Raw genomic sequence first — 25,488 nt, 5'->3', positions numbered from 1 at the left:
ACCATGGCCAACAGCCGCGCCGCGCGCCTGGCCCCGGTGGTGGAAATGGCCGAAAAGGCCGAAAAAACCGCTGTGCAGCGCCTGGGCTTTTTCCAGGGCCAGGTGCGCCTGGCGGAAAGCAAGCTGGGCGACCTCGAGCGCTTTCGCCTCGAATATCAGCAGCAGTGGATCGAACGCGGCAGCAAGGGCGTGTCGGGCCAATGGCTGATGGGGTACCAGGGCTTTCTCAACCAACTGGAAACCGCCGTCGGCCAACAGCGCCAGAGCCTGGCCTGGCACCAGAACAACCTCGACAAGGCGCGCGAAAGCTGGCAAGCGGCGTTCGCCCGCGTCGAAGGTTTGCGCAAGTTGGTGCAGCGCTATCTCGACGAAGCGCGGGCCCTTGAGGATAAGCGTGAGCAGAAGCTGCTCGACGAGCTGTCCCAGCGCCTTCCTCGCCAGGAACAGTTCTAACCAATGTGGGAGGGGGCTTGCCCCCGATTGCGGTGTATCAGTCAGTAAATCTGTTGACTGACACACCGCAATCGGGGGCAAGCCCCCTCCCACATTTGAACTACTGTGTTGCTCAGATCGAATTCGCCTGCTACACCTTGTTGCACAGTGTTAATGACAAGGAAGCAGTCACATGTCGATCGAGCCAGATGTATCCCTGGATGGGAAGAAGTTGACGATCACGATCAAGGGCCGGTTCGATTTCGGCAGCCACCAGGCATTTCGTGATGCCTACGAGCCTTACCGTAAAGGGCTTGAGTCGTACGTCGTGGACCTAAAAGAAACCACATATATGGACAGCTCGGCCTTGGGCATGCTTCTGCTGCTGCGGGACCATGCCGGTGGCGATAACTCAGACGTGCGTGTGACCAACAGCAACACGGACGTGCGCAAAATCCTCGCCATTTCCAATTTCGACAAGCTTTTCGATATCTCGTGAGAGTCCTGGCGCCCTTATCCGAGCCGCTGACCATCCTGATTGCCGAAGACAGTGCCGCCGACTTGCTGTTGTTGTCGACCATCGTGCGGCGTCAGGGTCACCATGTGCTCACCGCGACCAATGGCGAGCAAGCCGTTGAAGTGTTTGCGCGCGAGCGCCCGCAGTTGGTGTTGATGGACGCGATGATGCCGGTGATGGATGGTTTTCTCGCGGCGCGCTGGATCAAGCAATTGGCGGGCGAGCAGTTGGTCCCCATCATCTTCCTGACCTCGCTGCGCGAAAGCGCCGCACTGGCCGAGTGTCTGGACGCCGGCGGCGACGATTTCCTGCCCAAGCCCTATAATCAGTTGATTCTGGCCGCCAAGATCAACGCCATGGACCGCCTGCGGCGGCTGCAAGCCACGGTGCTGCAGCAGCGCGACCAGATCGCCCGTCACAACGATTACTTGTTACATGAGCAGCGCACCGCCAAGGCCGTGTTCGACAAGGTCGCGCATTCGGGTTGCATCAACGCTGCGCCGAATATCCGCTACCTGCAATCGCCCTATGCACTGTTCAACGGGGACCTGTTGCTGGCGGCCTATACGCCGTCCGGCGACATGCATGTGTTGCTCGGCGATTTCACCGGCCACGGCCTGCCGGCGGCCATCGGTGCCATGCCCCTGGCCGAAGTGTTCTATGGCATGACCGCCAAGGGCTATGGGCTGACGCAGACCCTGCGCGAGATGAACGCCAAGCTCAAGCGCATCCTGCCGGTGGACATGTTCTGCTGCGCCACACTGTTGTGCCTGAGCACCGAGCGGCGCGTGGTGGAGGTGTGGAACGGCGGCATGCCCGAGGGCTATGTGCATGAGGTCGCTACCGGCAAGCGCACGCCGTTGATGTCGCGGCATTTGCCGTTGGGCGTGCTGTCGGCCCAGGCATTCGATGACAGCACCGAAGTCTGGCCCATGGCCCTGGGCGACCGGGTGTTCCTGCTTTCCGATGGGGTGCTGGACACCGCCGACGCCAATGACCAGTTGTTCGGTGCCGAGCGTTTGCAGCAGGTGTTTGCCGCCAACCGCGAGCCCGACCGCTTGTTCGAGGATATCGAGCAGGCGCTGGCGGCCTTTCGCGGTGAGGCACGGGACGATGTCAGCATGGTTGAAATCACCTTGCTGTCCGGCCAACCGCTGCGCGTGGCGGAACCGATGTATTCCGACAGTGGCCAGTCGTGCCCGCTGAATTGGTCGGTGAGTTTTGAATTTCGTGCGCAGACCCTCAGGCGCTACAACCCATTGCCGTATCTGCTGCAATTACTGTTGGAGGTCCACGGCCTGCGTGAGCAGAGCGGTGCGCTCTACACGGTGATGGCCGAGTTGTATGCCAATGCCCTCGAACATGGGGTACTGGGGCTGGATTCACAGCTCAAGCAAGATGCCGAAGGGTTTGCGCAGTACTACCGCCTGCGCAACGAGCGGCTGGCGCAATTGAACAGCGGCCATATCCGGGTACATGTGCAGGTGTCCCCGACTGCAAAGGGCGGCAAGATGACGTTGCGTGTCGAGGACAGCGGGCCTGGCTTCGATGTTGACGAGGTGCTGACGCGGCCGCTGGATGCTGACCGTCTGTCTGGCCGCGGCTTGAGCCTGGTGCGTCAACTGAGCAGCGCGGTACGCTGGTCCGATGGCGGGCGCAGTGTCTGCGTGGAGTTTTGCTGGGAGGCTCTGGCATAATCCGCCGATTCTTGATCAAGGAGCGAGCAAGTGGCTGAGATTCATCTGGACCCCGACGTGCTGTCGGGCTTGCAGGAGGTGATGGAGGACGAGTACCCACGGTTGCTGGAGACTTTCCTTCATGACTCCGAAGAGCGCGTCACCGCCTTGCGCAAGGCGCGTGATGACGCCAAGGCGCTGGGGCGCATCGCCCATAGCTTCAAGGGCAGCAGCGGCAACCTTGGGGCGGTGCGACTGGCGCAGTTGTGTCAACGCCTGGAAGTGGAGTCCGTTGGGACGACGGCGGACCTCGGGGCCCTGGTCGATCAGATCGATCATGAGTTTGCCTTGGTCCGGCCGCTGTATGAATCGGAGCGGCAGCGTTTCAGTCTCTGAAGCGCTTCAAACCGCGATTTAGCTGCCCTGGGCGACTTGGCCCGACTCTTGCTCTATCTCTGGATACTGCATCCCCGACCCCCATGCAGTGGAGACCTTTACCTATGCCAGTCGCCCCTAATTCGCTTCTTCAGGCTGCCCCCGCGGCCAAGCCTCAAGCGCCTGCCGCCACCCCTGTGGCAGCGGCTGCGGACCCACGGGACAAGGGCCCTGGCTTCGCTCAAGTGTTCGCCAACCAAGGCGCCAAACCTGCCTTGAAAACCGCCGACGCCCCAGGCAAGTCGGCGCCGACGGCAGCCGGCGATCAATCTGCCGCCAGCACGCCGGCGGTTGCCGATAGCGGCAATCCCTTGCCTGCCAAGCCGGCCAAGGCCGACGAGGACGCCGCCGACACAGCCGCCGACCCGTCCCTGGCGCAACAGCCGCCGGCCGATCCGCCGGTCGACCCCGCGCTGATCGCCACGGTCACACCCGTTGCCGTGCCGGTGGAAACGCCAGCGCCTGTGGCGGTCGTGGAAGATGACAAGCCCCAGCCGGCCGCCGCCGCCCCCGTCGCAGTGGTCGACACGGCCAAGTCACCCGCCTTCGACCCCGAAGCCGACCCCCTGGATGCCATGCCCGCCGTACGCTTGGCGATGGAGCAGGGCGGTCATGTATCGGCCAGCAGCCAGGCGCCACAGAAAGCTGCGCCAGCCACGCCCCTGGATCAACCGACCGCCGCGCAGAATTTCGCGGCAGGCATGGCCACCATGGTCGATCAACAAGCCACCAAGGACAGCACCGGCCAGGGCGGTGACAAAGCCTTCGGCGCGCTGATCGATGACGGCCTCAAGGACCTCAAGGACGCCAGCAGCGACACCCGCGTGGATGACTTCGCCAACCGCCTCGCCGCGCTGACCCAGGCCGCCACGCCGAAAACCGCCAACGCCTTGCCGCCGGTGACCAACGCCCCGCTGGCCATGCACCAGAGCGGCTGGACCGAAGAAGTGGTCAACCGCGTGATGTACCTCTCCAGTGCCAACCTCAAGTCGGCCGAAATCCAGCTGCAGCCGGCCGAACTGGGGCGCCTGGACATCAAGGTCAACATGACGCCCGACCAGCAGGCCCAAGTGAGCTTCATGAGCGGCCATGCGGTGGTCCGTGAAGCGCTGGAAAGCCAGTCCGGGCGCCTGCGCGAGATGTTCGCCCAGCAAGGCATGGGGCAGGTGGATGTGAATGTGTCCGACCAGTCTCGCGGGCAGGAGCAGCAGCAACAGCAGAGCCAGGCGCGGGGCGTGAGTGGCGGCCGCAGTAGCGCTGGCGAGGTTGTCGACTCTGGCGAAGTGGCGGCCGCCGTCGCGCCGGTGGTGAGCAGTGTGATCGGCTCCAGCGCTGTCGACTACTACGCCTGACCCAAGCCGAACAGAGATCAAAATGTGGGAGGGGGCTTGCTCCCGATTGCGGTGTATCAGCAACAGATTTGTTGACTGACACACTGCTATCGGGAGCAAGCCCCCTCCCACATTTGATGTGTGTTGCCCTGGTGCCAGACAACTCTGGCATAACACTTGCTCTTGCCTTTCCGTAGATCTATGAATCCCAGAATAGTGACGGATTATTGGCATGGCGAAGAGCGACGACGCAGCAACTCCCCCCGCAGGCAAAGGCAAGCTCAAGCTGATCCTGCTGATTGTGCTGGGCCTGCTCCTGGCCATTGGCGCCTCGGTGGGTGGCACCTGGTACATCATGCACAGCAGTGCCAGCAAGCCGGCCCCCGCTGCCGACGCCGCCACTAACGTCAAGCAACCGGCAATCTTCGAGCCGATGCTGCCGGCGTTTGTCGCCAACTACAACCAGAACGGTCGCCAACGCTACTTGCAGGTGAGCATTACCTTGCTGGCGCGCAACCAGGCGGACCTGGACGCGCTCAAGGTGCACATGCCAGTGATCCGCAACAACCTGGTGATGCTGTTCTCCGGGCAGAGCTTCGACAGCCTGGCCACTGCGGTGGGCCAGGAAATGCTGCGCCAGAAGGTCACTGCCAGCGTGCAGGAAGTGGCCCAGAAAGAGCTCGGCAAAGTCGTGGTCGAGCAGGCGCTCTTCACTAACTTTGTATTGCAGTAGGACCACGACATGGCCGTGCAAGACCTGCTGTCCCAGGATGAAATCGACGCGCTGTTGCATGGCGTCGACGATGGTCTGGTACAGACCGAAATGGCTGCCGAACCCGGCAGCGTCAAAAGTTACGACCTGACCACCCAGGATCGCATCGTCCGTGGACGCATGCCGACCCTGGAAATGATCAACGAACGTTTCGCCCGTTACACCCGTATCAGCATGTTCAACATGCTGCGCCGTTCGGCAGACGTGGCGGTGGGCGGCGTGCAGGTGATGAAGTTCGGTGAATACGTGCATTCGCTGTACGTTCCCACCAGCCTTAACCTGGTCAAGATCAAGCCGTTGCGTGGCACCGCGCTGTTCATCCTCGACGCCAAGCTGGTGTTCAAGCTGGTGGACAACTTCTTCGGTGGCGACGGCCGTCACGCCAAGATCGAAGGCCGTGAATTCACGCCCACCGAACTGCGCGTGGTGCGCATGGTGCTGGAGCAGGCCTTCATTGACTTGAAGGAAGCCTGGCAGGCGATCATGGAAGTCAATTTCGAGTACATCAACTCGGAAGTGAACCCGGCCATGGCCAACATCGTCGGGCCGAGCGAAGCCATTGTGGTGTCGACGTTCCACATCGAACTCGATGGCGGTGGCGGCGATCTGCACGTGACCATGCCGTACTCGATGATCGAGCCGGTACGCGAAATGCTCGACGCCGGCTTCCAGTCCGACCTCGACGACCAGGACGAACGCTGGGTCAAGGCCCTGCGCGAAGACCTGCTCGACGTCGACGTACCCCTGAGCGCCACCGTGGCCCGCCGCCAGCTGCGCCTGCGCGACATTCTGCACATGCAGCCGGGCGACGTGATCCCCGTCGAACTGCCGGAAGAACTGATCATGCGCGCCAATGGTGTGCCGTCGTTCAAGGTCAAGCTCGGTTCCCACAAGGGCAACCTGGCGTTGCAGGTGATTGAGCCGATCAATCGCCGCTGATGCACCCCCTATTCATGATTGTTTGCTGCGCCGAGGACATGTAATGGCTACCGAACACGAAAACACTTCCGCCGAAGACCAGGCCCTGGCTGACGAGTGGGCTGCGGCCCTGGAAGAAACCGGCGATGTCGGCCAGGACGATATCGACGCGCTGCTGGCCGCCGACGCTGCCTCCGCGCCAGCCGGCAAACGCCTGCCGATGGAAGAATTCGGCAGCGTGCCGAAAAACAACGACCCGGTGACCCTCGACGGCCCCAACCTGGACGTGATCCTGGACATTCCGGTGTCGATTTCCATGGAAGTGGGCAGCACCGAAATCAACATCCGCAACCTGCTGCAGCTCAACCAGGGCTCGGTGATCGAGCTTGACCGCCTGGCCGGCGAGCCGCTGGACGTGCTGGTCAACGGCACGCTGATCGCCCATGGCGAGGTGGTGGTGGTCAACGAGAAGTTCGGCATTCGCCTGACGGACGTGATCAGCCCGAGCGAACGCATCAAGAAGTTGCGCTGAAATGAAGTACAGCATGGCGGGACTGTTGCTGGCGCTGCCTTTGGGCGCCCTGGCGGCTGAGCCGATCGCGCAAGCGGCTGCGGCACCTGCGGTCGGCAGCGTCGGCGGGCAGTTGACGCAACTGATGCTCGGCCTGTTGCTGGTGGTCGGCCTGATTTTCGTACTGGCCTGGCTGATGCGCCGCGTGCAGCGTATCGGCCCGGGCAACGCCCAGGTCATCGAGCTGATCGGCTCGCGTGCCCTCGGCCCGCGCGATCGTCTGGTGCTGGTGCAGGTCGGCGAGGAGCAGATTTTGCTCGGCCTCACCCCCGGCCGCATTACCCCGTTGCACGTACTCAAGACACCGGTGGACGCGGCCAAGACCGAGGCCGCCACGCCAGAATTCGCCCAGCGCCTGATGGAATTGCTGGGCAAGGATCAGAAGGATAAGAAGTAATGCGCGTGTTCCTGACGCTCATGCTGTTGCTGGCCGCGCCGATGGCCCTGGGCGCCGACCCATTGTCGATCCCGGCGATCACCCTGGGCACCAATGCGGCCGGCGCGCAGGAATACTCGGTCAGCCTGCAGATTCTGCTGATCATGACCGCGCTGAGTTTTATCCCGGCGTTCGTCATGCTGATGACCAGCTTCACGCGGATCATCATCGTGTTCTCGATCCTGCGCCAGGCCCTGGGCCTGCAACAGACGCCGTCGAACCAGATCCTTACCGGCATGGCGTTGTTCCTGACGCTGTTCATCATGGCGCCGGTATTCGACAAGGTGAACCAGCAAGCCCTGCAACCCTACCTGGCGGAGAAAATGACCGCCCAGGACGCCATCGACAAGGCCCAGGGCCCGATCAAGGACTTCATGCTGTCGCAGACCCGCTCCAGCGACCTCGAGCTGTTCATGCGCCTGTCCAAGCGCACCGACATCGCCACGCCGGACCAGGCCCCGCTGACCATCCTGGTGCCGGCGTTTGTCACCTCGGAATTGAAGACCGCGTTCCAGATCGGCTTCATGATTTTCATCCCGTTCCTGATCATCGACCTGGTGGTGGCAAGCGTGCTGATGGCAATGGGGATGATGATGCTTTCGCCGCTGATCATTTCGTTGCCGTTCAAGATCATGCTGTTTGTGCTGGTGGACGGCTGGGCGCTGATTATCGGCACCCTGGCCGGCAGTTTCGGAGGGGTATAGCGCGATGACCCCAGAAGTTGCCGTCGACCTGTTTCGCGAAGCGCTGTGGCTGACCACCCTGATGGTCGCCGTGCTGGTGGTGCCGAGCCTGCTGGTCGGCCTGCTGGTGGCGATGTTCCAGGCCGCCACCCAGATCAACGAACAGACCCTGAGCTTTCTGCCGCGCCTGCTGGTGATGCTGATCACCCTGATCGTCGCCGGCCCGTGGCTGGTGCAAACCTTCATGGAATACATCCTGCAGCTGTACGGCAGTATTCCGCAGTTGATCGGCTGAGCCGATGCAATCGTTACTAGCCTTGACCGACACCCAGATCAGTACCTGGGTGGCGTCGTTCATCCTGCCGCTGTTTCGCGTCACGGCCATGTTGATGGCCATGCCGGTGTTCGGCACTACCCTGGTACCACGGCGCGTGCGCCTGTATTTCGCGGTGGCGATCACCGTGGTGATCGTGCCCGGCTTGCCGCCGATGCCGCCGGTCAACGCTCTCGACCTCAGCGCATTGATGCTGATCGCCGAACAGGTCCTGATCGGCGCCATGCTGGGCTTTTCCCTGAGCCTGTTCTTCCAGGCGTTCGTGGTCGCCGGGCAAATCATCTCGGTGCAGATGGGCATGGGCTTCGCGTCCATGGTCGACCCCACCAACGGCGTGTCGGCGGCGGTGATCGGGCAATTCCTGACCATGCTGGTGACCTTGCTGTTCCTGGCCATGAACGGCCATCTGGTGGCGTTCGAGGTGATGACTGAAAGCTTCACCACCTTGCCGGTGGGTTCCGGGTTGGTGGTCAACCACTTCTGGGAACTGGTGGGGCGCCTCGGGTGGGTGCTGGGCGCGTCCTTGCTGTTGGTGTTGCCGGCGATCACGGCATTGCTGGTGGTCAACATCGCGTTTGGCGTAATGACTCGCGCGGCGCCGCAGCTGAACATCTTTTCGATTGGTTTCCCCTTGACCCTGGTGTTGGGCATGGGGATTTTCTGGGTCGGCCTGGCTGACATTCTCAATCAGTATCAACCGCTGGCGACCGACGCCTTGCAGTTCTTACGTGACCTGGCACGGGCGCGCTGAGCCATGGCCGAGAGCGAGAGTGGTCAGGACAAGACAGAAGACCCCACGGAGAAACGTAAAAAGGACTCCAGGGAAAAGGGCGAGATCGCACGCTCCAAAGAGCTCAATACCGTTGCGACCATGATGGCCGGTGCCGGCGCTTTGCTGATCTACGGCGGTGGCCTGGCGCTGGACTTGCTGGAGCTGATGAAGCACAACTTCACCTTGCCCCGCGAGGTGTTGCTCAACCCGGATTCCATGGGGCTCTACCTGCTGCATTCGGGCAAGATCGCGTTGCTGGCGGTGCAACCGATCCTGATCACCTTGCTGCTCGCCGCGCTGATCGGCCCGGTCGCCCTCGGCGGCTGGCTGTTTGCCGCCAGCAGCATGGCGCCCAAGTTCAGCCGCATGAACCCGGCGGCCGGGCTCAAGCGCATGTTTTCCACCAAGGCCCTGGTGGAGCTGCTCAAGGCCTTGGCCAAATTCATCCTGATTCTGTTCGTGGCGTTGTCGGTGTTGTCGTCCGACATCGACGACTTGCTGCGCATCGCCCATGAACCGCTGGAGTCGGCGATCATCCACAGCCTGCAAGTGGTGGGTTGGAGCGCATTGTGGATGTCTGCCGGGTTGATCATCATCGCAGCGGTGGACGCGCCGATCCAGCTGTGGGAAAGCCACAAGAAACTGCTGATGACCAAGCAGGAAGTGCGTGACGAACACAAGGATCAGGAAGGGCGCCCGGAGGTCAAGCAACGCATCCGCCAACTGCAGCGGGAAATGTCCCAGCGCAAGATGATGGCCTCGGTGCCCGACGCCGATGTGATCATCACCAACCCGACCCACTACGCCGTCGCCCTCAAGTACGACCCGGAGAAGGGCGGCGCGCCCATGTTGCTGGCCAAGGGCAGCGACTTTACCGCGCTCAAGATTCGCGAAATCGCTGTGGCCAACGACATCCTGCTGCTGGAATCACCGGCGCTGGCGCGGTCGATCTTCTATTCCACCGACCTCGATCAAGAAATCCCCGCCGGGCTGTACCTGGCCGTGGCGCAGGTATTGGCCTACGTCTACCAGATCCGCCAGTATCGGGCGGGCAAGGGCAAGCGGCCTGATCCGCTGAAGGACTTGCCGATTCCGCCGGATTTGCGTCGCGACTCCTGAAAACGCGCTTTTATGTCTGCCTCTGTAGGAGCGAGCTTGCTCGCGAAAAACTCCGAGTCGCCGCGTTCATCCTGATTTGCGCGTTATCGTTACCCACCTTCGCGAGCAAGCTCGCTCCTACAGGAGGGTGCCCATTACCTGTCAACTTTGACAGTAGCCAATACGCCGCCTTCACTGTTTGATACAGCGATGAGCCGCGCAGCCATGCGCGGCTCGGGAGGCGGTGATGGATAGGGCTACGGTCAAGTGGTTCGATGCGGTCAAGGGCATTGGTTTTATTGCCCGGGAGCGTGATGGCAACGCGGTTGCCGTGCAGTCGACAGATGCCAAGTGCGGTGAAGTCCCGCCAGCCGCTCCCACCATGCGAAAACCCCGCAAGCGGAAAAAAACACCGAAAGCCCCTCGCTAGCACCCATGGTTGTTTGCGTCTACCTGTCAACTTTGACAGTAGCCAGCGCCAGCGTCTCGCGGTTCTATTGCACCAGGCACTGCGCGCAGGCTGTAAACGAGATGCAGGGAGAACGGCATTGAAAGTGACGACGGGTACAGTCAAACGTGAGCTGGCCAGGGGCAAGTGGCTGATTGCGCTGGATGACGGGCATGACTGCGTCTTTATCGATTGGAGCGATTGGCGGGGGGCTGCACTGTCGATTGGTAAGAAGTTAACGTTTCAAATGATCCATAAACCCCAGGGCGTTTATGCGCTCCCCGTCAGTGCGCGTAACGATACCGGGACGGGTCCATAAGTGTGTGGAGAACGGCAAGTGTTCAGGCCTCGAATATACGGCCTATTTAAAGACCACCCCGGGTGCAAATGTGGGAGGGGGCTTGCTCCCGATGGCGGCGTATCAGCCACCTATTCTGGGCCTGACACACCGCCATCGGGAGCAAGCCCCCTCCCACATTTAACCTGAGTCATACCCGGTAGGCTGCGTCGCTTCCAAGGTCATCCTGGGCCCAAAAGCAAAGTTGGAAGGCTTCTTGCAATACCGCCTGCAGGACGCCCCCCAGCGTCAAAACTTTGCTTCAAGGACACGAGGAAGACCGGTGGTAGATCGCTCTCAAATGCTCAGCACGGCCCGTGGCACCCTGACTGACCTGTCGCGGGGCAACCTGGGCGTGCCGTTGTTGTTGCTGGTGATGCTGGCAATGATGATGTTGCCGATGCCGCCGTTCCTGCTCGACGTGTTTTTCACCTTCAACATCGCCCTGTCGGTGGTGGTGCTGCTGGTGTGTGTGTACGCCCTGCGACCGCTGGATTTCGCGGTGTTCCCGACCATCCTGCTGGTGGCGACCCTGCTGCGCCTGGCGCTGAACGTGGCGTCCACCCGCGTGGTGATGCTCCACGGCCAGGACGGTCACGCCGCCGCCGGTAAGGTGATCCAGGCCTTCGGTGAAGTGGTGATCGGCGGTAACTACGTGGTCGGTATCGTGGTGTTCGCGATCCTGATGATCATCAACTTCGTGGTGGTCACCAAGGGCGCCGGGCGTATCTCCGAGGTGAGCGCGCGGTTTACCCTGGATGCGATGCCCGGTAAGCAGATGGCCATCGACGCCGACCTTAATGCCGGCCTTATCGACCAGAACCAGGCCAAGAGCCGTCGCCTGGAAGTGGCCCAGGAAGCCGAGTTCTACGGCTCCATGGACGGCGCCAGTAAATTTGTGCGCGGTGACGCCATCGCCGGCCTGCTGATTCTGTTCATCAACCTGATCGGCGGCATGGCCGTGGGTATTTTCCAGCACGGCATGACCTTCGGCGATGCGGGCAAGGTCTACGCCTTGCTGACCATCGGTGACGGTTTAGTGGCGCAATTGCCATCACTGTTGTTATCCACAGCTGCTGCGATCATGGTGACCCGTGCTTCGGGCTCCGAAGACATGGGCAAGCAGATCAGCCGGCAAATGTTCGCTTCGCCCAAGGCGCTGGCCGTGGCCGCCGGTATCATGGCCGTCATGGGCATCGTGCCAGGCATGCCCCACGTTTCGTTCCTGAGCATGGCGGCCATGGCCGGCGGCGCGGCCTACCTGTTCTGGAAGAAACAGAATGCTGTCAAGGTTCAGGCCCTGCAGGAAGTCGCCCGCCAGCAGGAATTGCTGCCATCCCCGGCCCGCGCCCAGGAAACCAAGGAGCTGGGCTGGGACGACGTAACCCCGATCGACATGATCGGCCTGGAAGTCGGTTACCGCCTGATCCCGTTGGTGGACCGCAACCAGGGCGGCCAACTGCTGGCGCGGATCAAGGGTGTGCGCAAGAAGCTGTCCCAGGACCTGGGCTTTTTGATGCCCACCGTGCATATCCGCGACAACCTCGACCTGGCCCCCAGCGCCTACCGCCTGACCTTGATGGGCGTGATCCTGGCCGAAGCCGAGATCTACCCGGACCGGGAACTTGCGATCAACCCAGGGCAAGTGTTCGGTTCGCTCAACGGCATCACCGCCAAAGATCCGGCTTTCGGCCTGGAAGCGGTGTGGATCGAAGTCAGCCAGCGCAGCCAGGCTCAGTCCCTTGGTTATACTGTGGTCGACGCCAGCACCGTGGTCGCTACCCACCTCAACCAGATTCTCTACAAACACTCCCACGAGCTGATCGGCCACGAGGAAGTCCAGCAATTGATGGGTTTGCTGGCCAAAGCCTCGCCAAAACTGGCCGAAGAACTGGTGCCGGGCGTGCTGTCGCTGTCGCAGTTGCTCAAGGTGTTGCAAGCCTTGCTCGCCGAACAGGTGCCCGTGCGCGATATTCGCAGCATCGCCGAGGCCATCGCCAACAATGCCGCCAAGAGTCAAGATACTGCCGCGCTGGTGGCGGCGGTGCGGGTCGGTTTGTCCCGCGCCATCGTGCAAAGCATTGTAGGCGTTGAGTCTGAGCTGCCTGTTATCACCTTGGAGCCAAGGTTGGAACAGATATTGCTCAATAGTATTCAGAAGGCAGGGCAAGGCCAGGAAGAGGGCGTTCTGCTGGAGCCAAGCATGGCTGAAAAGCTGCAGCGTTCGTTGATCGAAGCTGCGCAGCGCCAGGAAATGCAGGGCCAGCCGGTGATTCTGCTGGTGGCCGGTCCGGTCCGCGCGATGTTGTCGCGCTTCGGGCGCCTGGCAGTACCGAATTTGCACGTTTTGGCTTACCAGGAAATTCCTGACAATAAGCAAGTGACTATCGTCGCGACAGTAGGGCCCAACGGCTGAGGGTAGTGGGTTATGCAAGTGAAGCGTTTTTTCGCCGCCGATATGCGTCAGGCCATGAAGTTGGTCCGCGATGAGCTGGGCGCCGATGCCGCGATTATCGGTAACCGTCGTATTGCCGGCGGTGTCGAGCTGACGGCTGCCCTGGATTACACGCCCCAGGCCCTGGCTCCGCGTGTGCCGAACATGGAACTCGAAGACGAGCTGCGCAAGACCGCTTCGCGCATCGTCTCGGCCCAGGCCGAACTGAGCATGCGCGGTGACAGCGACGCCACCACCAACCGCCAATTGTTCGCCGGCTTGCCACTGACCGCCGCCGAGCCGCTGGTGGAACCTACGTTTGTCGAGCCGCCACGTCCTGCAGCGCCAGCCCCGGCCGCCGCAGTCGACCAGCGTGTGTTCGATTCGATGCGCTTTGAACTCAACGGCCTGCGCGAGCTGCTCGAAGTGCAACTGGGCTCGCTGGCCTGGAGCCAACTGCAAGGCAGCAAGCCGCAACAAGCCAACCTGTGGCGCCGCCTGCAGCGCATCGGCCTGTCCGGCCCGTTGTCCCGCGACCTGCTGGCGCTGACCGCCGAAGTCGAAGAGCCGCGCCAAGCCTGGCGCATGCTGCTGGCGCACCTGGCGCGGATGATCGCCACCCCGGAAATCGAACCCCTGGAAGAGGGCGGTGTAATCGCCATGGTCGGCCCTGCCGGCATGGGCAAGACCACCACCCTGGCCAAGCTGGCCGCGCGTTATGTGCTCAAGTACGGCGCGTCGAATATCGCGCTGGTGAGCATGGACAGCTACCGCATCGGCGCCCAGGAACAGCTCAAGACCCTGGGCCGTATCCTCAATGTGCCGGTGACCCATGTCGACCCGGGCCAGTCCCTGGCCAATGCCCTCGACCCGCTGCTGCGCAAGCGCGTGGTGTTGATCGATACCGCCGGCCTGCAAGCCAGCGACCCGGCCCTGCGCATGCAGCTTGAAAGCCTGGCCGGACGCGGCATCAAGTCGAAAAATTACCTGGTGCTTGCAACCACCAGCCAGAAACAGGTTCTTACCGCTGCCTATCACAGCTATAAACGCTGCGGCCTGGCCGGTTGCATCCTGACCAAACTGGATGAAACCGCCAGCCTCGGCGAAGTGCTGAGCCTGGCGATCAGTCATGAATTACCGGTCGCCTACCTGACCGACGGGCCGCGGATCCCGGATGATTTGCATCTGCCGCGCCGTCATCAGTTGGTCAGCCGTGCTGTCAGTGTGCAAATGCAAGACGAGCCTAGCGAGGAAGCGATGGCCGATATGTTCGCCGACCTTTATCACAACCCGGCAAAGCGGGTGGGATAAGGCAGGATGAACACCGTGAAATGTACCTACATCGATGGTCTGCAAGCGATACACGCGACCAAGCCATGTAGCCTGCGTCTAAGCAAGACAAGGTAAAGAAATAAAATGGGCAGCATGCATCCCGTACAGGTGATCGCGGTGACCGGCGGCAAAGGTGGCGTCGGCAAAACTAACGTGTCAGTGAATTTGTCCCTGGCCCTGGCAGAGCTTGGCCGTCGCGTCATGCTGCTGGATGCTGACCTGGGCCTGGCGAACGTGGACGTTCTGCTGGGGCTGACACCCAAACACACGCTCGCCGATGTGATCGAAGGCCGCTGTGAGCTGCGCGATGTGCTGCTCCAGGGCCCCGGTGGTATCCGCATCGTGCCGGCCGCCTCGGGCACCCAGAGCATGGTGCACCTGAGCCCGGCGCAGCATGCCGGCCTGATCCAGGCCTTCAGCGATATCGGCGACAACCTCGACGTGCTGGTGATCGACACCGCCGCCGGGATCGGCGAGTCGGTGGTCAGCTTCGTACGCGCCGCGCAAGAAGTGCTGCTGGTGGTCTGCGACGAACCCACTTCGATCACTGACGCCTACGCCCTGATCAAACTGCTTAACCGTGACTACGGCATGAACCGCTTCCGCGTGCTGGCCAACATGGCCCAGAGTCCGCAGGAAGGGCGCAACCTGTTCGCCAAGTTGACCAAGGTCACGGATCGTTTCCTCGATGTCGCCTTACAATACGTTGGCGCAGTTCCCTATGACGAGTGTGTGCGCAAGGCCGTGCAAAAGCAGCGTGCGGTCTACGAAGCGTTCCCTCGTTCCAAGTGCGCACTGGCGTTCAAGGCGATAGCCCAGAAGGTCGATACCTGGCCGTTGCCTGCCAACCCTCGGGGGCATCTGGAGTTTTTTGTCGAACGATTGGTGCATCAGACGAGCGCGGGACCTGTGCTATGACATCCAGCGGCTACAACCTTTACAAAAAGTCGGCCCGTGACAGCCAGGGCGAGTTGATCGAGCGCTATGCGCCGCTGGTCAAGCGCATTGCCTATCACCTGTTGGCGCGCTTGCCTGCCAGCGTGCAGGTGGAAGACCTGATCCAGGCCGGGATGATCGGCCTGCTCGAAGTGTCGACCAAATACGACGCGAGCAAAGGGGCGAGTTTCGAGACGTATGCGGGTATCCGTATCCGTGGCGCGATGCTCGATGAAGTGCGTAAAGGGGATTGGGCGCCGCGTTCGGTACACCGCAATACGCGCATGGTCAGTGACGCAATTCGTGCAATTGAAGCAAAAACCGGTCGTGACGCTAAAGATCATGAAGTTGCGGCCGAACTCCAATTGAGTCTCGACGATTATTACGGGATTTTGAACGATACCTTGGGCAGCCGCCTGTTCAGTTTCGACGACCTGTTGCAGGACGGCGAACACGAAGGGCTGCACGAGGACGGCGCGAGCGCGCATATGGAACCGTCGCGCGATCTGGAAGATGAACGTTTTCAGGGAGCGCTGGCGGAGGCCATTGCCAATTTGCCGGAGCGCGAGCGCCTGGTGTTGGCGCTGTACTACGACGAGGAGCTGAACCTCAAGGAAATCGGTGAGGTCCTGGGGGTCAGCGAATCGCGTGTCAGCCAGTTGCATAGCCAGTGCGCGGCCCGCTTGCGGGGGCGGTTGGGAGAGTGGCGCGCGCGCTGACAGGCAGTGTGGGGACACTGCAGACGCTACCGCGAAGGTTTCGGCCTTCGCGGGTTCGCTCCGTGGTGCCCTGGGCAGTCCTTTTTGTGTAACGCCTGTTGATTGAAGTGGCGCGTCCAGGTGCTGGGCGCGTTTAAGACTGCTTGGAGGTCGAATTGGACAAGAACATGAAAATCCTCATCGTTGATGACTTCTCAACGATGCGGCGGATCATAAAAAACCTGTTGCGTGACCTTGGGTTCACTAACACGGTCGAGGCGGATGACGGCATTACGGCGATTCCGATCCTCAACAGCGGGAGCATCGACTTTCTGGTAACCGACTGGAACATGCCCGGCATGACCGGTATCGACTTGCTGCGCCATGTGCGCGCCGATGAAAAACTGCGCAGCCTGCCGGTGTTGATGGTGACCGCCGAAGCCAAGCGTGAACAGATCATCGAAGCCGCCCAAGCCGGGGTAAACGGCTATGTGGTCAAGCCATTCACAGCATTGGCCTTGAAAGAGAAGATCGAAAAAATCTTCGAACGCATCGGCCATTGATGCTGCCACGGGGGAGCTATGGACCATAACGAAACGTCACAGGGCGATTTTGAGTCGACCCTGAAAAAACATGCTCACCAGTTGGTCGAATGCCTTGAAAAGGGCCAGTTCGGCGATGCGGTGCAGTTGATCCATGAGCTTAACCAGACCCGTGACCGCGGCCTGTACCAGGAAGTGGGCAAGCTCACGCGTGAGCTGCACAGTGCGATCGTCAATTTCCAGATTGACCCGCGTATGCCCCAGGCCGAAGAAATTTCCCAAATCACCGATGCCACCGAACGCCTGTCCTATGTGGTCAGGCTGACCGAGGCAGCGGCCAACCGCACCATGGACCTGGTGGAAAACGCCACGCCTCTGGTCAATGGCATGGCCAATGAAGCCCAGGCCTTGAGCGTTGACTGGGGCCGCTTCATGCGCCGCGAAGTGGGGGCTGAAGAGTTCCGTGAACTGGCGCGTCGGGTCGACGGTTTTCTGTCGCGCAGCGAACAGGAAAACCGCACGGTGGCCGGCAACCTCAACGACATTCTGCTTGCCCAGGATTACCAGGACCTCACCGGTCAAGTGATCAAGCGTGTGACCCAACTGGTCACCGAAGTGGAAAGCAACCTGCTCAAACTGGTGCTGATGGCCGGCCAGGTCGACCGTTTTGCCGGCATCGAACATGACCGCGAAGCGATCCTCTCGGAAAAAGATCCACAAAAACACCTCGCCAAGGGTGAAGGTCCGCAGATTCATGCCGATAAACGTGAAGACGTCGTATCCGGTCAAGATGACGTAGACGATTTGCTGTCCAGTTTAGGCTTCTAAGGAGCACCCACATGAGCTTCGGCGCCGATGAAGAAATCCTTCAGGATTTCCTTGTAGAGGCCGGCGAAATTTTAGAGCAACTGTCCGAACAACTGGTCGAGCTGGAAAGCCGTCCGGATGATGCGAACCTGCTCAATGCAATTTTTCGCGGTTTTCACACTGTAAAAGGGGGCGCCGGCTTCCTCCAGCTCCATGAGCTGGTGGAGTGCTGTCACATCGCCGAGAACGTGTTCGACATCCTGCGCAAGGGTGAGCGTCAGGTTGACTCGGAATTAATGGACGTGATTCTCGAAGCACTGGACGCGGTCAACGCCATGTTCAGCCAGGTGCGTGAACGTGCACCGGTCACCGCCGCCACTCCGGAACTGCTGGCCGCCCTGGCGCGCCTGGCCGAACCGGCTGCGCAAGCACCGGCTGTGCAAGCCGAGCCTGAGCCGGTGGTGGAAGCCGAGGCGGATGTGACCGACAGCGAGTTCGAGCAACTGCTCGACTCGCTCAATGCGGTCAAGGCCGAGGCTGAAGCACCGGCTGCAACGGCGCCGGTTGCCACGCCGACCAGCGAAGACATTACCGACGCAGAATTTGAATCCCTGCTCGACCAGTTGCATGGCAAAGGCCAGTTCGCGGCCGACGCCGTGGCACCGGCGGCTGCGCCAGCGGCACCGGCGGCCAACGCCAGTACCGATATTACCGACGACGAATTCGAGGCGCTGCTCGACCAACTGCACGGCAAAGGCACGTTCGTCGCCGAAGCCTTGCCGCAGGTCGCTGCCACTGCCGCCGTCGCTCCGGCGGCCAGTGCAGCACCTGCCGGTGACGGGCTGATTTCGGATAACGAGTTCGAAGCCTTGCTGGACGAGTTGCACGGCAAAGGCAAGTTCACCGAAGTGGCCCCGGCTCCGGCCGCCGCCGCAGCGGTCGCTACAGCCGCACCGGTTGCCGCCGCCAAAGCCGCAGCGCCGGTCGCCAAGCCAGCGCCTGCACCGGCTGCCGCGCCAGCTCCGGCGCGTCCTGCCGCTGCGCCGGTTGCCGATAAACCTGCCACCGAAGCCGAAACCACGGTGCGCGTAGACACTGCGCGCCTGGACGACATCATGAACATGGTCGGCGAGCTGGTGCTGGTGCGTAACCGCCTGGTGCGCCTGGGCCTGAACAGTGGCGATGAAGCCATGCAGAAGGCCGTGTCGAACCTCGATGTGGTCACCGCCGACCTGCAAACCGCCGTCATGAAAACGCGGATGCAGCCGATCAAGAAAGTCTTCGGCCGTTTCCCGCGCCTGGTGCGCGACCTGGCGCGCCAGCTCAAGAAAGAAATCAACCTGGAACTGGTGGGCGAAGAAACCGACCTCGACAAGAACCTCGTCGAGGCCCTGGCCGACCCGCTGGTCCACTTGGTGCGCAACGCCGTCGACCACGGCGTGGAAACCCCGGAAGAACGCGAAGCCTCGGGCAAATCGCGGGGCGGCAAGGTGATCCTGGCGGCGGAACAAGAGGGCGACCATATCCTGCTGTCGATCACCGATGACGGCAAAGGCATGGACCCGGCGATTCTGCGCAATATCGCGGTCAAGCGCGGTGTGATGGACAAGGACGCCGCCGATCGCCTCACCGACACCGAGTGCTACAACCTGATCTTCGCCCCCGGCTTCTCGACCAAGACCGAGATCTCCGACGTGTCCGGCCGTGGCGTCGGCATGGACGTGGTGAAGACCAAGATCAGCCAGCTCAACGGCTCGATCAATATCTACTCGACCAAGGGCCAGGGCTCGAAGATCGTCATCAAGGTGCCGTTGACCCTGGCGATCATGCCAACCCTGATGGTGATGCTGGGCAACCAGGCCTTCGCCTTCCCGCTGGTCAACGTCAACGAGATCTTCCACCTCGACCTGTCGCGCACCAACGTGGTGGACGGCCAGGAAGTGGTGATCGTGCGTGACAAGGCCCTGCCGCTGTTCTACCTCAAGCGCTGGCTGGTGGCATCGGCCAAGCATGAAGAACAGCGCGAAGGCCATGTGGTGATTCTGTCGGTGGGCACCCAACGCATCGGCTTTGTGGTCGACCAACTGGTGGGCCAGGAAGAAGTGGTCATCAAGCCGTTGGGCAAAATGCTGCAGGGGACCCCCGGCATGTCCGGCGCGACCATCACCGGTGACGGTCGCATCGCGTTGATTCTCGATGTTCCGAGCATGCTCAAGCGTTACGCCGCACGGCGTATTTGATTCTGGCGGGGCAGGGCGGTAGCGCCCGCCCCGTCTAACGGAGTGTTTATGGTAGTCAAGGTCCTGGTGGTGGACGATTCGGGTTTCTTCCGCCGCCGCGTCTCGGAGATTCTTTCCGCCGATCCAACGATCCAAGTAGTCGGCACGGCCACCAACGGCAAAGAGGCGATCGATCAAGCCATTGCGTTGAAGCCGGACGTGATCACCATGGACTACGAAATGCCGATGATGGATGGCATCACGGCCGTGCGTCACATCATGCAACGCTGCCCCACACCGGTGTTGATGTTCTCCTCGCTGACACATGAAGGCGCCCGGGTCACCCTGGATGCGCTGGATGCCGGCGCGGTGGATTTCCTGCCGAAGAATTTCGAAGACATCTCGCGTAACCCCGATAAGGTCAAGCAGATGCTGTGCGAGAAGGTGCACAGCATTTCGCGCAGTAACCGCCGCAGTCTGTTCAGCGCGCCCGCGCCGACTCCTGCACCTGCACCTGCACCCGTGGCCGCGCCGACATCATCGTTCAGCCGCCCGGCGCCCGCCCCGGCAGCGCGGCCCGCGCCGACAGCACCTACCCGCGCTGCTGCACCGAGCGCTCATTCGCCCGCGCCCAAGCGCAAGGCCTACAAACTGGTGGCGATCGGTACATCCACGGGCGGGCCGGTGGCCTTGCAGCGTGTATTGACCCAACTGCCGGCCAACTTCCCGGCGCCGATCGTGCTGGTGCAGCACATGCCTGCCGCGTTCACCAAGGCCTTTGCCGAGCGCCTGGACAAGCTGTGCCGCATCAGCGTCAAGGAAGCCGAGGATGGCGACATCCTGCGTCCTGGCCTGGCGCTGCTGGCCCCAGGTGGCAAGCAGATGATGGTGGATGGCCGTGGCGCGATCAAAATCCTGCCGGGCGACGAGCGCCTCAACTACAAGCCGTGCGTGGATATCACCTTCGGTTCGGCGGCCAAGTCCTACGGTGACAAAGTTCTGGCGGTGGTGCTGACCGGCATGGGCGCCGATGGCCGTGAGGGTGCACGTCTGCTCAAGCAGGGCGGCAGTGCAATCTGGGCCCAGGACGAAGCCAGTTGCGTGATCTACGGCATGCCCATGGCGATCGTCAAGGCTGACCTGGCCGACGCGGTCTACAGCCTGGACGACATCGGCAAGCATCTGGTGGAGGCCTGCCTCTGATGGATGTCTTGAGCCTGATCGGCATCACCTTGGCGTTTGTCGCCATTATTGGCGGCAACTACCTTGAAGGCGGCCACCTCGGCGCCCTGGCCAACGGCCCGGCGGCGCTGATCGTGATCGGCGGCACCGTGGGCGCGGCGTTGTTGCAGGCGCCGGTGAGTTCGTTCAAGCGCGCCATGCAGATCCTGATTTGGATCATTTTCCCGCCACGGGTCGACTTGCCGGGCGGCATCGACCGCGTGGTCAACTGGAGCCTCACTGCCCGCAAGGAAGGCCTGCTGGGCCTGGAAAGCGTTGCCGATGCCGAGCCCGACAGCTACGCCCGCAAAGGCCTGCAACTGCTGGTCGATGGCGCCGAGCCGGAGGCGATCCGCAGCATCCTCGAGGTGGATTTCTACACCCAGGAAAGCCGCGACATCAACGCGGCCAAAGTCTTTGAAAGCATGGGCGGCTATGCGCCGACCATTGGCATCATCGGTGCGGTAATGGGCCTGATCCACGTGATGGGCAACCTGGCCGACCCTTCGCAACTGGGCAGCGGCATTGCCGTGGCGTTTGTCGCCACCATCTACGGTGTGGCGAGCGCCAACCTGGTGTTGTTGCCGGTGGCGAGCAAGCTCAAGTCGATTGCCATGCGCCAGTCCCGTTACCGCGAAATGCTGCTCGAAGGCATCCTGTCGATTGCCGAGGGCGAGAACCCGCGGTCCATCGAATTGAAGCTCCAGGGCTTCATGGATTGATGCACATGAACCAGTTGAGTCGTTTTGCGGAGGTCGTCAGTGAGCCGTCGCCGTCGCGAGCCTGAAGAGCACGTCAACCATGAACGCTGGCTGGTGTCCTACGCGGACTTCATCACCTTGCTGTTTGCGTTTTTCGTGGTGATGTACTCGATCTCGTCGGTGAACGAAGGCAAGTACAAGGTCATTTCCGAAGCGTTGATCGGGGTGTTTTCCGACTCCGATCGCGCGCTCAAGCCTATCCCAATCGGCGATGAACGACCCAAGACGGTGACCCCGGCCAAGCCGTTGGTCAACGACAGCGATGAGACCGCCGCCGGTGTCGGCGGCACCAGCGACCCGCTCAAGAGCATTGCCGACGATATCAGCGCCGCGTTTGGCGACCTGATCAGCTCCAACCAGATGACCGTGCGCGGCAATGAGCTGTGGGTGGAGATCGAGCTGAACTCCAGCCTGTTGTTCGCCAGCGCCGATGCACTGCCGAGCGACCAGGCCTTCACCATCATCGACAAGGTGGCAGCGATACTCAAGCCGTTTGAAAACCCGATCCACGTCGAAGGCTTTACCGACAACCTGCCGATCAGTACGGCGCAGTACCCGACCAACTGGGAACTGTCCTCGGCCCGGGCGGCAAGCATCGTGCGCATGCTCGCGATGCAGGGCGTGAACCCCCAGCGCCTGGCGTCGGTGGGCTACGGTGAGTTCCAGCCGGTGGCCAACAACGCCACGCTCGAAGGCCGTGCGCGCAACCGGCGGGTGGTGCTGGTGGTGTCGCGCAACCTGGATGTACGCCGCAGCCTGACCGGCACCGGCACGGCGAATGCAACACCGGATGCGGCGTTGAGGCGCGCTGGCACACAAACTGCACCGGCCCCTGCAAAGCCGCTGGTGCGGGCCAGCTCCGTCAATTCTCCGTCACCGGCTCACTAACCTATGCAATGTCTCGGTCGCGCGTGTGCCCACCGGGAGGAATCAACCGAATGAGAGTCTGGGCAGTTGCCAATCAAAAGGGTGGAGTCGGCAAGACCACCACGTCCATCGCCTTAGCCGGCTTGCTGGCCGAGGCAGGCAAGCGCGTGGTCGTGGTCGACCTGGACCCCCACGGCTCCATGACCAGCTATTTCGGTTACGACCCGGATGCGCTGGAACACAGCTGCTACGACCTGTTCCTGCACAAGGGCAGCGTGCCCGGCGACTTGCCTGGGCAACTGCTGCTGCCCACCAGCAATGACAGCATTTCGCTGTTGCCGTCCAGCACCGCCCTGGCCACCCTTGAGCGCCAGTCGCCGGGCCAGAGCGGCCTGGGCCTGGTGATCGCCAAGACCCTGGCGCAGCTGTGGCAGGACTTCGACTACGCGATCATCGACAGCCCGCCCTTGCTCGGCGTGCTGATGGTCAACGCCTTGGCGGCCAGCCAGCAGTTGGTGATCCCGGTACAGACCGAACACCTGGCCGTCAAAGGCCTGGAGCGCATGGTCAGCACCCTGGCGATGATCAACCGTTCGCGCAAGCAGGCCTTGCCGTACAGCATCGTGCCGACCTTGTTCGACCGGCGTACCCAGGCCTCCCTTGGCACCCTGCGCGTACTGCGTGATGCCTATCCGGACACCATCTGGAACGGCTACATCCCGGTAGACACGCGCCTGCGTGACGCCAGCCGCGCCGGGCTCACGCCATCGCAATTCGACGGCAAGAGCCGTGGCGTGCTGGCTTATCGGGCGTTGCTCAAGCACCTGCTGTCCCAGCAGCTTGTGGCGCAGGTGGCCTGATGAACCGTCCCCTCGACTTCAAGACCCGGCCGCAACTGGCGCTGGAATCCTACCTGGATGCCTTGCTGCAGGAGGCGACCGCCGAGGAGCTGCCGGAACCGATCCTGGTGCTGGAGCCGGCCGTCGAGCCTGACGCTGCGCTGGATGAGTTCCAGTTGGCGGTGCTTGAAGAGCAAGCCCGCGATGCGCACGTCGAAGCGACGCCGTTGGTGGTACCAATCACACCTGACGTCGTGGCGCCGGTAGTGGTCGAGCCGATTGTGGAAGTGCACCTGCCGCCGAGCATCACGCCGCCGCCGGTGACCGGCGATGGTCGCCCGTCGTGGGCCGCCGAGCCGTTCGAATGCCTGCTGTTCGACGTCGCAGGGTTGACCCTGGCGGTGCCGCTGGTGTGCCTGGGCTCGATCTATTCCCTGGAAGGCCAGGAGCTGACGCCGTTGTTCGGGCAACCGGAGTGGTTCCTCGGCATCCTGCCCAGCCAGGCCGGCAATCTCAAGGTGCTGGACACCGCGCGCTGGGTGATGCCCGACCGCTACCGCGACGACTTCCGCCAGGGCCTGCAGTATGTGATCTCCGTGCAGGGCTACGAGTGGGGGCTGGCGGTGCATCAAGTCAGCCGCTCGTTGCGCCTGGACCCGAACGAAATCAAATGGCGCAGCCACCGTGGCCAACGGCCGTGGCTGGCGGGCACCGTGATCGAACACATGTGCGCGTTGCTCGACGTCGCCGAACTGGCCGAGTTGATCGCCAGTGGCGCGGTCAAGGAAATGGCGCAGAACAAACGCAGTTGATTGAACAATAAAGGTCGTGCGGTTGCGCGGCCCATTAGCACACACGCCGTCGATAGCGGCATTTGAAGGGGTCAGAAGCATGAACAAGTCAGCGTCCGCACAAGGTTTGGATGATCCGATCCTGCAATGGGTGACCTTCAAACTGGACAACGAGTCCTACGGCATTAACGTGATGCGCGTGCAGGAAGTGCTGCGCTACACCGAGATCGCCCCGGTACCGGGTGCGCCGAGCTATGTGCTGGGCATCATCAACCTGCGCGGCAACGTGGTGACGGTGATCGACACGCGCCAGCGCTTCGGCCTGGCGCCGACCGATGTCAACGACAACACGCGCATCGTCATCATCGAAGCCGACAAGCAAGTGGTCGGGATCATGGTCGACAGCGTGGCCGAAGTGGTCTACCTGCGCCAATCGGAAGTGGAAACCGCGCCGAACGTGGGCAACGAAGAATCCGCCAAGTTTATCCAGGGCGTGTGCAACAAGAACAACGAGCTGTTGATTCTGGTTGAGCTGGACAAAATGATGAGCGAAGAAGAGTGGTCGGACCTGGAGAGCATTTGATTGTTTCTTGAGGCGGCGGTGATCGTCCTGGCCCTGTTGTGGGCCGGGACTTTGGCGTTTGTGCTGCGCTACGTGCGCCAGCAACGGGAGTTGGCCTTGCAACAGGCCGAGCGCGATGCGGTGCGTGACCGGCGCATTCTGGAGTTGGTCAAGCGTGTCGATCATTTCCAGCAGAGTGCGGTGCGGGTTGGGGATGAAGTGCATGAACTGCGCGCGATTCTCGGGCCGCTGCCGGACAAGTTGGTGCAGTTGGAACAGCGTGATCCTGCGAACCTGTCATTCGCCCAGGCGGCTAAGCTGGTGGGCATGGGCGCGACGGTGGATGAGCTGACCCAGTCGTGCGGGTTGACCCAGGCCGAGGCGCAGTTGATGAGCAAGTTGCACAAAAGCTGATCAGCGCCGGGCGCAATGTGGGAGGGGGCTTGCTCCCGATGGCCTTGGGTATCCACATAACTTTGGTATGGCCCTGAACCTGTGACGGCTCGGGAGCCGAAGCCTCTCTAACTGACTCCCCGCGTTTCAAATGTGGGAGGGGGCTTGCCCCCGATGGCGGCCTGACAGCCGACCAGGATGTTGGATCAGAACGAGTACATATCCGTTCCTATGGTAACGGCGGCTGGCGGTTCCGCTTTTACAGCGTGTCACTTTTGGAAGGACCCAAAAGTAACCAAAAAGTCCTCGCCCCACCACTCGGCACC

General features: G+C 61.9%; 28 protein-coding genes. All 28 read left to right on the top strand.

Annotated features, from left to right (window positions below; translation table 11 throughout):
* Positions 1 to 3 precede the first annotated feature (3 nt).
* The 28 genes from fliJ to C4J90_RS18225 all read left to right on the top strand — a co-directional run bounded on the left by fliJ (position 4) and on the right by C4J90_RS18225 (position 25,183).
* Positions 4 to 453 (top strand): flagellar export protein FliJ, encoded by a 450-nt coding sequence (gene fliJ, locus C4J90_RS18365; protein ID WP_124420522.1) that lies wholly within the window; start codon positions 4 to 6, stop codon positions 451 to 453.
* A 172-nt stretch (positions 454 to 625) separates the two neighbouring features.
* A complete protein-coding gene (locus C4J90_RS18360) occupies positions 626 to 931 on the top strand; it encodes an STAS domain-containing protein (protein ID WP_124420521.1) in 306 nt (101 codons plus the stop codon).
* On the top strand, positions 928 to 2,646 hold the full coding sequence (locus C4J90_RS18355; protein ID WP_124420520.1) for a fused response regulator/phosphatase: 1,719 nt from the start codon (positions 928 to 930) through the stop codon (positions 2,644 to 2,646). The genes C4J90_RS18360 and C4J90_RS18355 overlap by 4 nt, the downstream gene beginning before the upstream one ends.
* A gap of 30 nt (positions 2,647 to 2,676) precedes the next feature.
* On the top strand, positions 2,677 to 3,021 hold the full coding sequence (locus tag C4J90_RS18350) for an Hpt domain-containing protein (protein WP_124367843.1): 345 nt from the start codon (positions 2,677 to 2,679) through the stop codon (positions 3,019 to 3,021).
* Between the two features lie 104 nt (positions 3,022 to 3,125).
* Positions 3,126 to 4,412 (top strand): flagellar hook-length control protein FliK, encoded by a 1,287-nt coding sequence (locus C4J90_RS18345; protein ID WP_124420519.1) that lies wholly within the window; start codon positions 3,126 to 3,128, stop codon positions 4,410 to 4,412.
* A 211-nt stretch (positions 4,413 to 4,623) separates the two neighbouring features.
* Positions 4,624 to 5,124 (top strand): flagellar basal body-associated protein FliL, encoded by a 501-nt coding sequence (gene fliL / locus C4J90_RS18340; protein ID WP_124363774.1) that lies wholly within the window; start codon positions 4,624 to 4,626, stop codon positions 5,122 to 5,124.
* Positions 5,125 to 5,133: 9 nt separating this feature from the next.
* Positions 5,134 to 6,102, top strand: coding sequence for a flagellar motor switch protein FliM (gene fliM, locus C4J90_RS18335; protein ID WP_124363773.1), 969 nt, complete (start codon positions 5,134 to 5,136; stop codon positions 6,100 to 6,102).
* Between the two features lie 43 nt (positions 6,103 to 6,145).
* Positions 6,146 to 6,613 (top strand): flagellar motor switch protein FliN, encoded by a 468-nt coding sequence (gene fliN, locus C4J90_RS18330; RefSeq protein ID WP_053257298.1) that lies wholly within the window; start codon positions 6,146 to 6,148, stop codon positions 6,611 to 6,613.
* Between the two features lies 1 nt (position 6,614).
* Positions 6,615 to 7,049, top strand: a complete 435-nt coding sequence (gene fliO / locus C4J90_RS18325; protein ID WP_124367841.1) for a flagellar biosynthetic protein FliO — start codon at positions 6,615 to 6,617, stop codon at positions 7,047 to 7,049.
* Positions 7,049 to 7,792 (top strand): flagellar type III secretion system pore protein FliP, encoded by a 744-nt coding sequence (gene fliP / locus C4J90_RS18320; RefSeq protein ID WP_124363771.1) that lies wholly within the window; start codon positions 7,049 to 7,051, stop codon positions 7,790 to 7,792. The genes fliO and fliP overlap by 1 nt, the downstream gene beginning before the upstream one ends.
* Before the next feature lie 4 nt (positions 7,793 to 7,796).
* Positions 7,797 to 8,066, top strand: a complete 270-nt coding sequence (fliQ, locus tag C4J90_RS18315) for a flagellar biosynthesis protein FliQ (protein WP_057721355.1) — start codon at positions 7,797 to 7,799, stop codon at positions 8,064 to 8,066.
* Positions 8,067 to 8,070: 4 nt separating this feature from the next.
* The gene (gene fliR / locus C4J90_RS18310; RefSeq protein WP_124363770.1) at positions 8,071 to 8,856 is read left to right on the top strand and encodes a flagellar biosynthetic protein FliR; all 786 of its coding nucleotides are present in this window, start codon (positions 8,071 to 8,073) and stop codon (positions 8,854 to 8,856) included.
* Positions 8,857 to 8,859: 3 nt separating this feature from the next.
* Positions 8,860 to 9,996, top strand: a complete 1,137-nt coding sequence (gene flhB, locus C4J90_RS18305) for a flagellar biosynthesis protein FlhB (RefSeq protein ID WP_124363769.1) — start codon at positions 8,860 to 8,862, stop codon at positions 9,994 to 9,996.
* A gap of 533 nt (positions 9,997 to 10,529) precedes the next feature.
* Complete coding sequence (locus tag C4J90_RS18295; RefSeq protein ID WP_256657507.1) at positions 10,530 to 10,742, top strand: hypothetical protein; 213 nt, start codon at positions 10,530 to 10,532, stop codon at positions 10,740 to 10,742.
* 319 nt (positions 10,743 to 11,061) lie between these two features.
* Positions 11,062 to 13,176, top strand: a complete 2,115-nt coding sequence (gene flhA, locus C4J90_RS18290; RefSeq protein ID WP_124365188.1) for a flagellar biosynthesis protein FlhA — start codon at positions 11,062 to 11,064, stop codon at positions 13,174 to 13,176.
* A gap of 12 nt (positions 13,177 to 13,188) precedes the next feature.
* A complete protein-coding gene (gene flhF / locus C4J90_RS18285) occupies positions 13,189 to 14,505 on the top strand; it encodes a flagellar biosynthesis protein FlhF (RefSeq protein ID WP_124363767.1) in 1,317 nt (438 codons plus the stop codon).
* Between the two features lie 105 nt (positions 14,506 to 14,610).
* Positions 14,611 to 15,444 carry a flagellar synthesis regulator FleN gene (gene fleN / locus C4J90_RS18280; RefSeq protein WP_003192912.1) on the top strand — a complete coding sequence of 278 codons (834 nt, stop codon included), beginning with the start codon at positions 14,611 to 14,613 and terminating at the stop codon, positions 15,442 to 15,444.
* On the top strand, positions 15,441 to 16,181 hold the full coding sequence (gene fliA, locus C4J90_RS18275; RefSeq protein ID WP_124359259.1) for an RNA polymerase sigma factor FliA: 741 nt from the start codon (positions 15,441 to 15,443) through the stop codon (positions 16,179 to 16,181). Before fleN ends, fliA begins: the two co-directional genes overlap by 4 nt.
* Positions 16,182 to 16,348: 167 nt before the next feature.
* Positions 16,349 to 16,723: a chemotaxis response regulator CheY gene (locus C4J90_RS18270; protein WP_005790040.1), complete on the top strand. Its 375-nt coding sequence runs from the start codon at positions 16,349 to 16,351 to the stop codon at positions 16,721 to 16,723.
* Between the two features lie 18 nt (positions 16,724 to 16,741).
* Complete coding sequence (locus tag C4J90_RS18265) at positions 16,742 to 17,530, top strand: protein phosphatase CheZ (protein WP_124367838.1); 789 nt, start codon at positions 16,742 to 16,744, stop codon at positions 17,528 to 17,530.
* An 11-nt stretch (positions 17,531 to 17,541) separates the two neighbouring features.
* The gene (locus tag C4J90_RS18260; protein WP_124420518.1) at positions 17,542 to 19,749 is read left to right on the top strand and encodes a chemotaxis protein CheA; all 2,208 of its coding nucleotides are present in this window, start codon (positions 17,542 to 17,544) and stop codon (positions 19,747 to 19,749) included.
* A 48-nt stretch (positions 19,750 to 19,797) separates the two neighbouring features.
* The gene (locus tag C4J90_RS18255) at positions 19,798 to 20,931 is read left to right on the top strand and encodes a chemotaxis response regulator protein-glutamate methylesterase (RefSeq protein ID WP_124363764.1); all 1,134 of its coding nucleotides are present in this window, start codon (positions 19,798 to 19,800) and stop codon (positions 20,929 to 20,931) included.
* On the top strand, positions 20,931 to 21,671 hold the full coding sequence (locus C4J90_RS18250) for a flagellar motor protein (protein WP_124363763.1): 741 nt from the start codon (positions 20,931 to 20,933) through the stop codon (positions 21,669 to 21,671). The genes C4J90_RS18255 and C4J90_RS18250 overlap by 1 nt, the downstream gene beginning before the upstream one ends.
* Positions 21,672 to 21,710: 39 nt before the next feature.
* Positions 21,711 to 22,598, top strand: coding sequence for a flagellar motor protein MotD (gene motD, locus C4J90_RS18245; RefSeq protein ID WP_124363762.1), 888 nt, complete (start codon positions 21,711 to 21,713; stop codon positions 22,596 to 22,598).
* A gap of 50 nt (positions 22,599 to 22,648) precedes the next feature.
* Positions 22,649 to 23,437, top strand: coding sequence for a ParA family protein (locus tag C4J90_RS18240; protein ID WP_124415234.1), 789 nt, complete (start codon positions 22,649 to 22,651; stop codon positions 23,435 to 23,437).
* Positions 23,437 to 24,228, top strand: coding sequence for a CheW domain-containing protein (locus tag C4J90_RS18235; RefSeq protein ID WP_124415233.1), 792 nt, complete (start codon positions 23,437 to 23,439; stop codon positions 24,226 to 24,228). Before C4J90_RS18240 ends, C4J90_RS18235 begins: the two co-directional genes overlap by 1 nt.
* Positions 24,229 to 24,307: 79 nt before the next feature.
* The gene (locus C4J90_RS18230; RefSeq protein ID WP_124363759.1) at positions 24,308 to 24,790 is read left to right on the top strand and encodes a chemotaxis protein CheW; all 483 of its coding nucleotides are present in this window, start codon (positions 24,308 to 24,310) and stop codon (positions 24,788 to 24,790) included.
* Complete coding sequence (locus C4J90_RS18225; protein ID WP_124363758.1) at positions 24,791 to 25,183, top strand: DUF2802 domain-containing protein; 393 nt, start codon at positions 24,791 to 24,793, stop codon at positions 25,181 to 25,183.
* Positions 25,184 to 25,488: the final 305 nt, after the last annotated feature.

Origin of the sequence: Pseudomonas sp. R2-60-08W (genome assembly GCF_003852335.1) — a bacterium.
Taxonomy (GTDB): Bacteria; Pseudomonadota; Gammaproteobacteria; order Pseudomonadales; family Pseudomonadaceae; genus Aquipseudomonas.
Note: the sequence above shows the minus strand (reverse complement) of the source record. Positions and strands in the feature narration are given on the sequence as shown.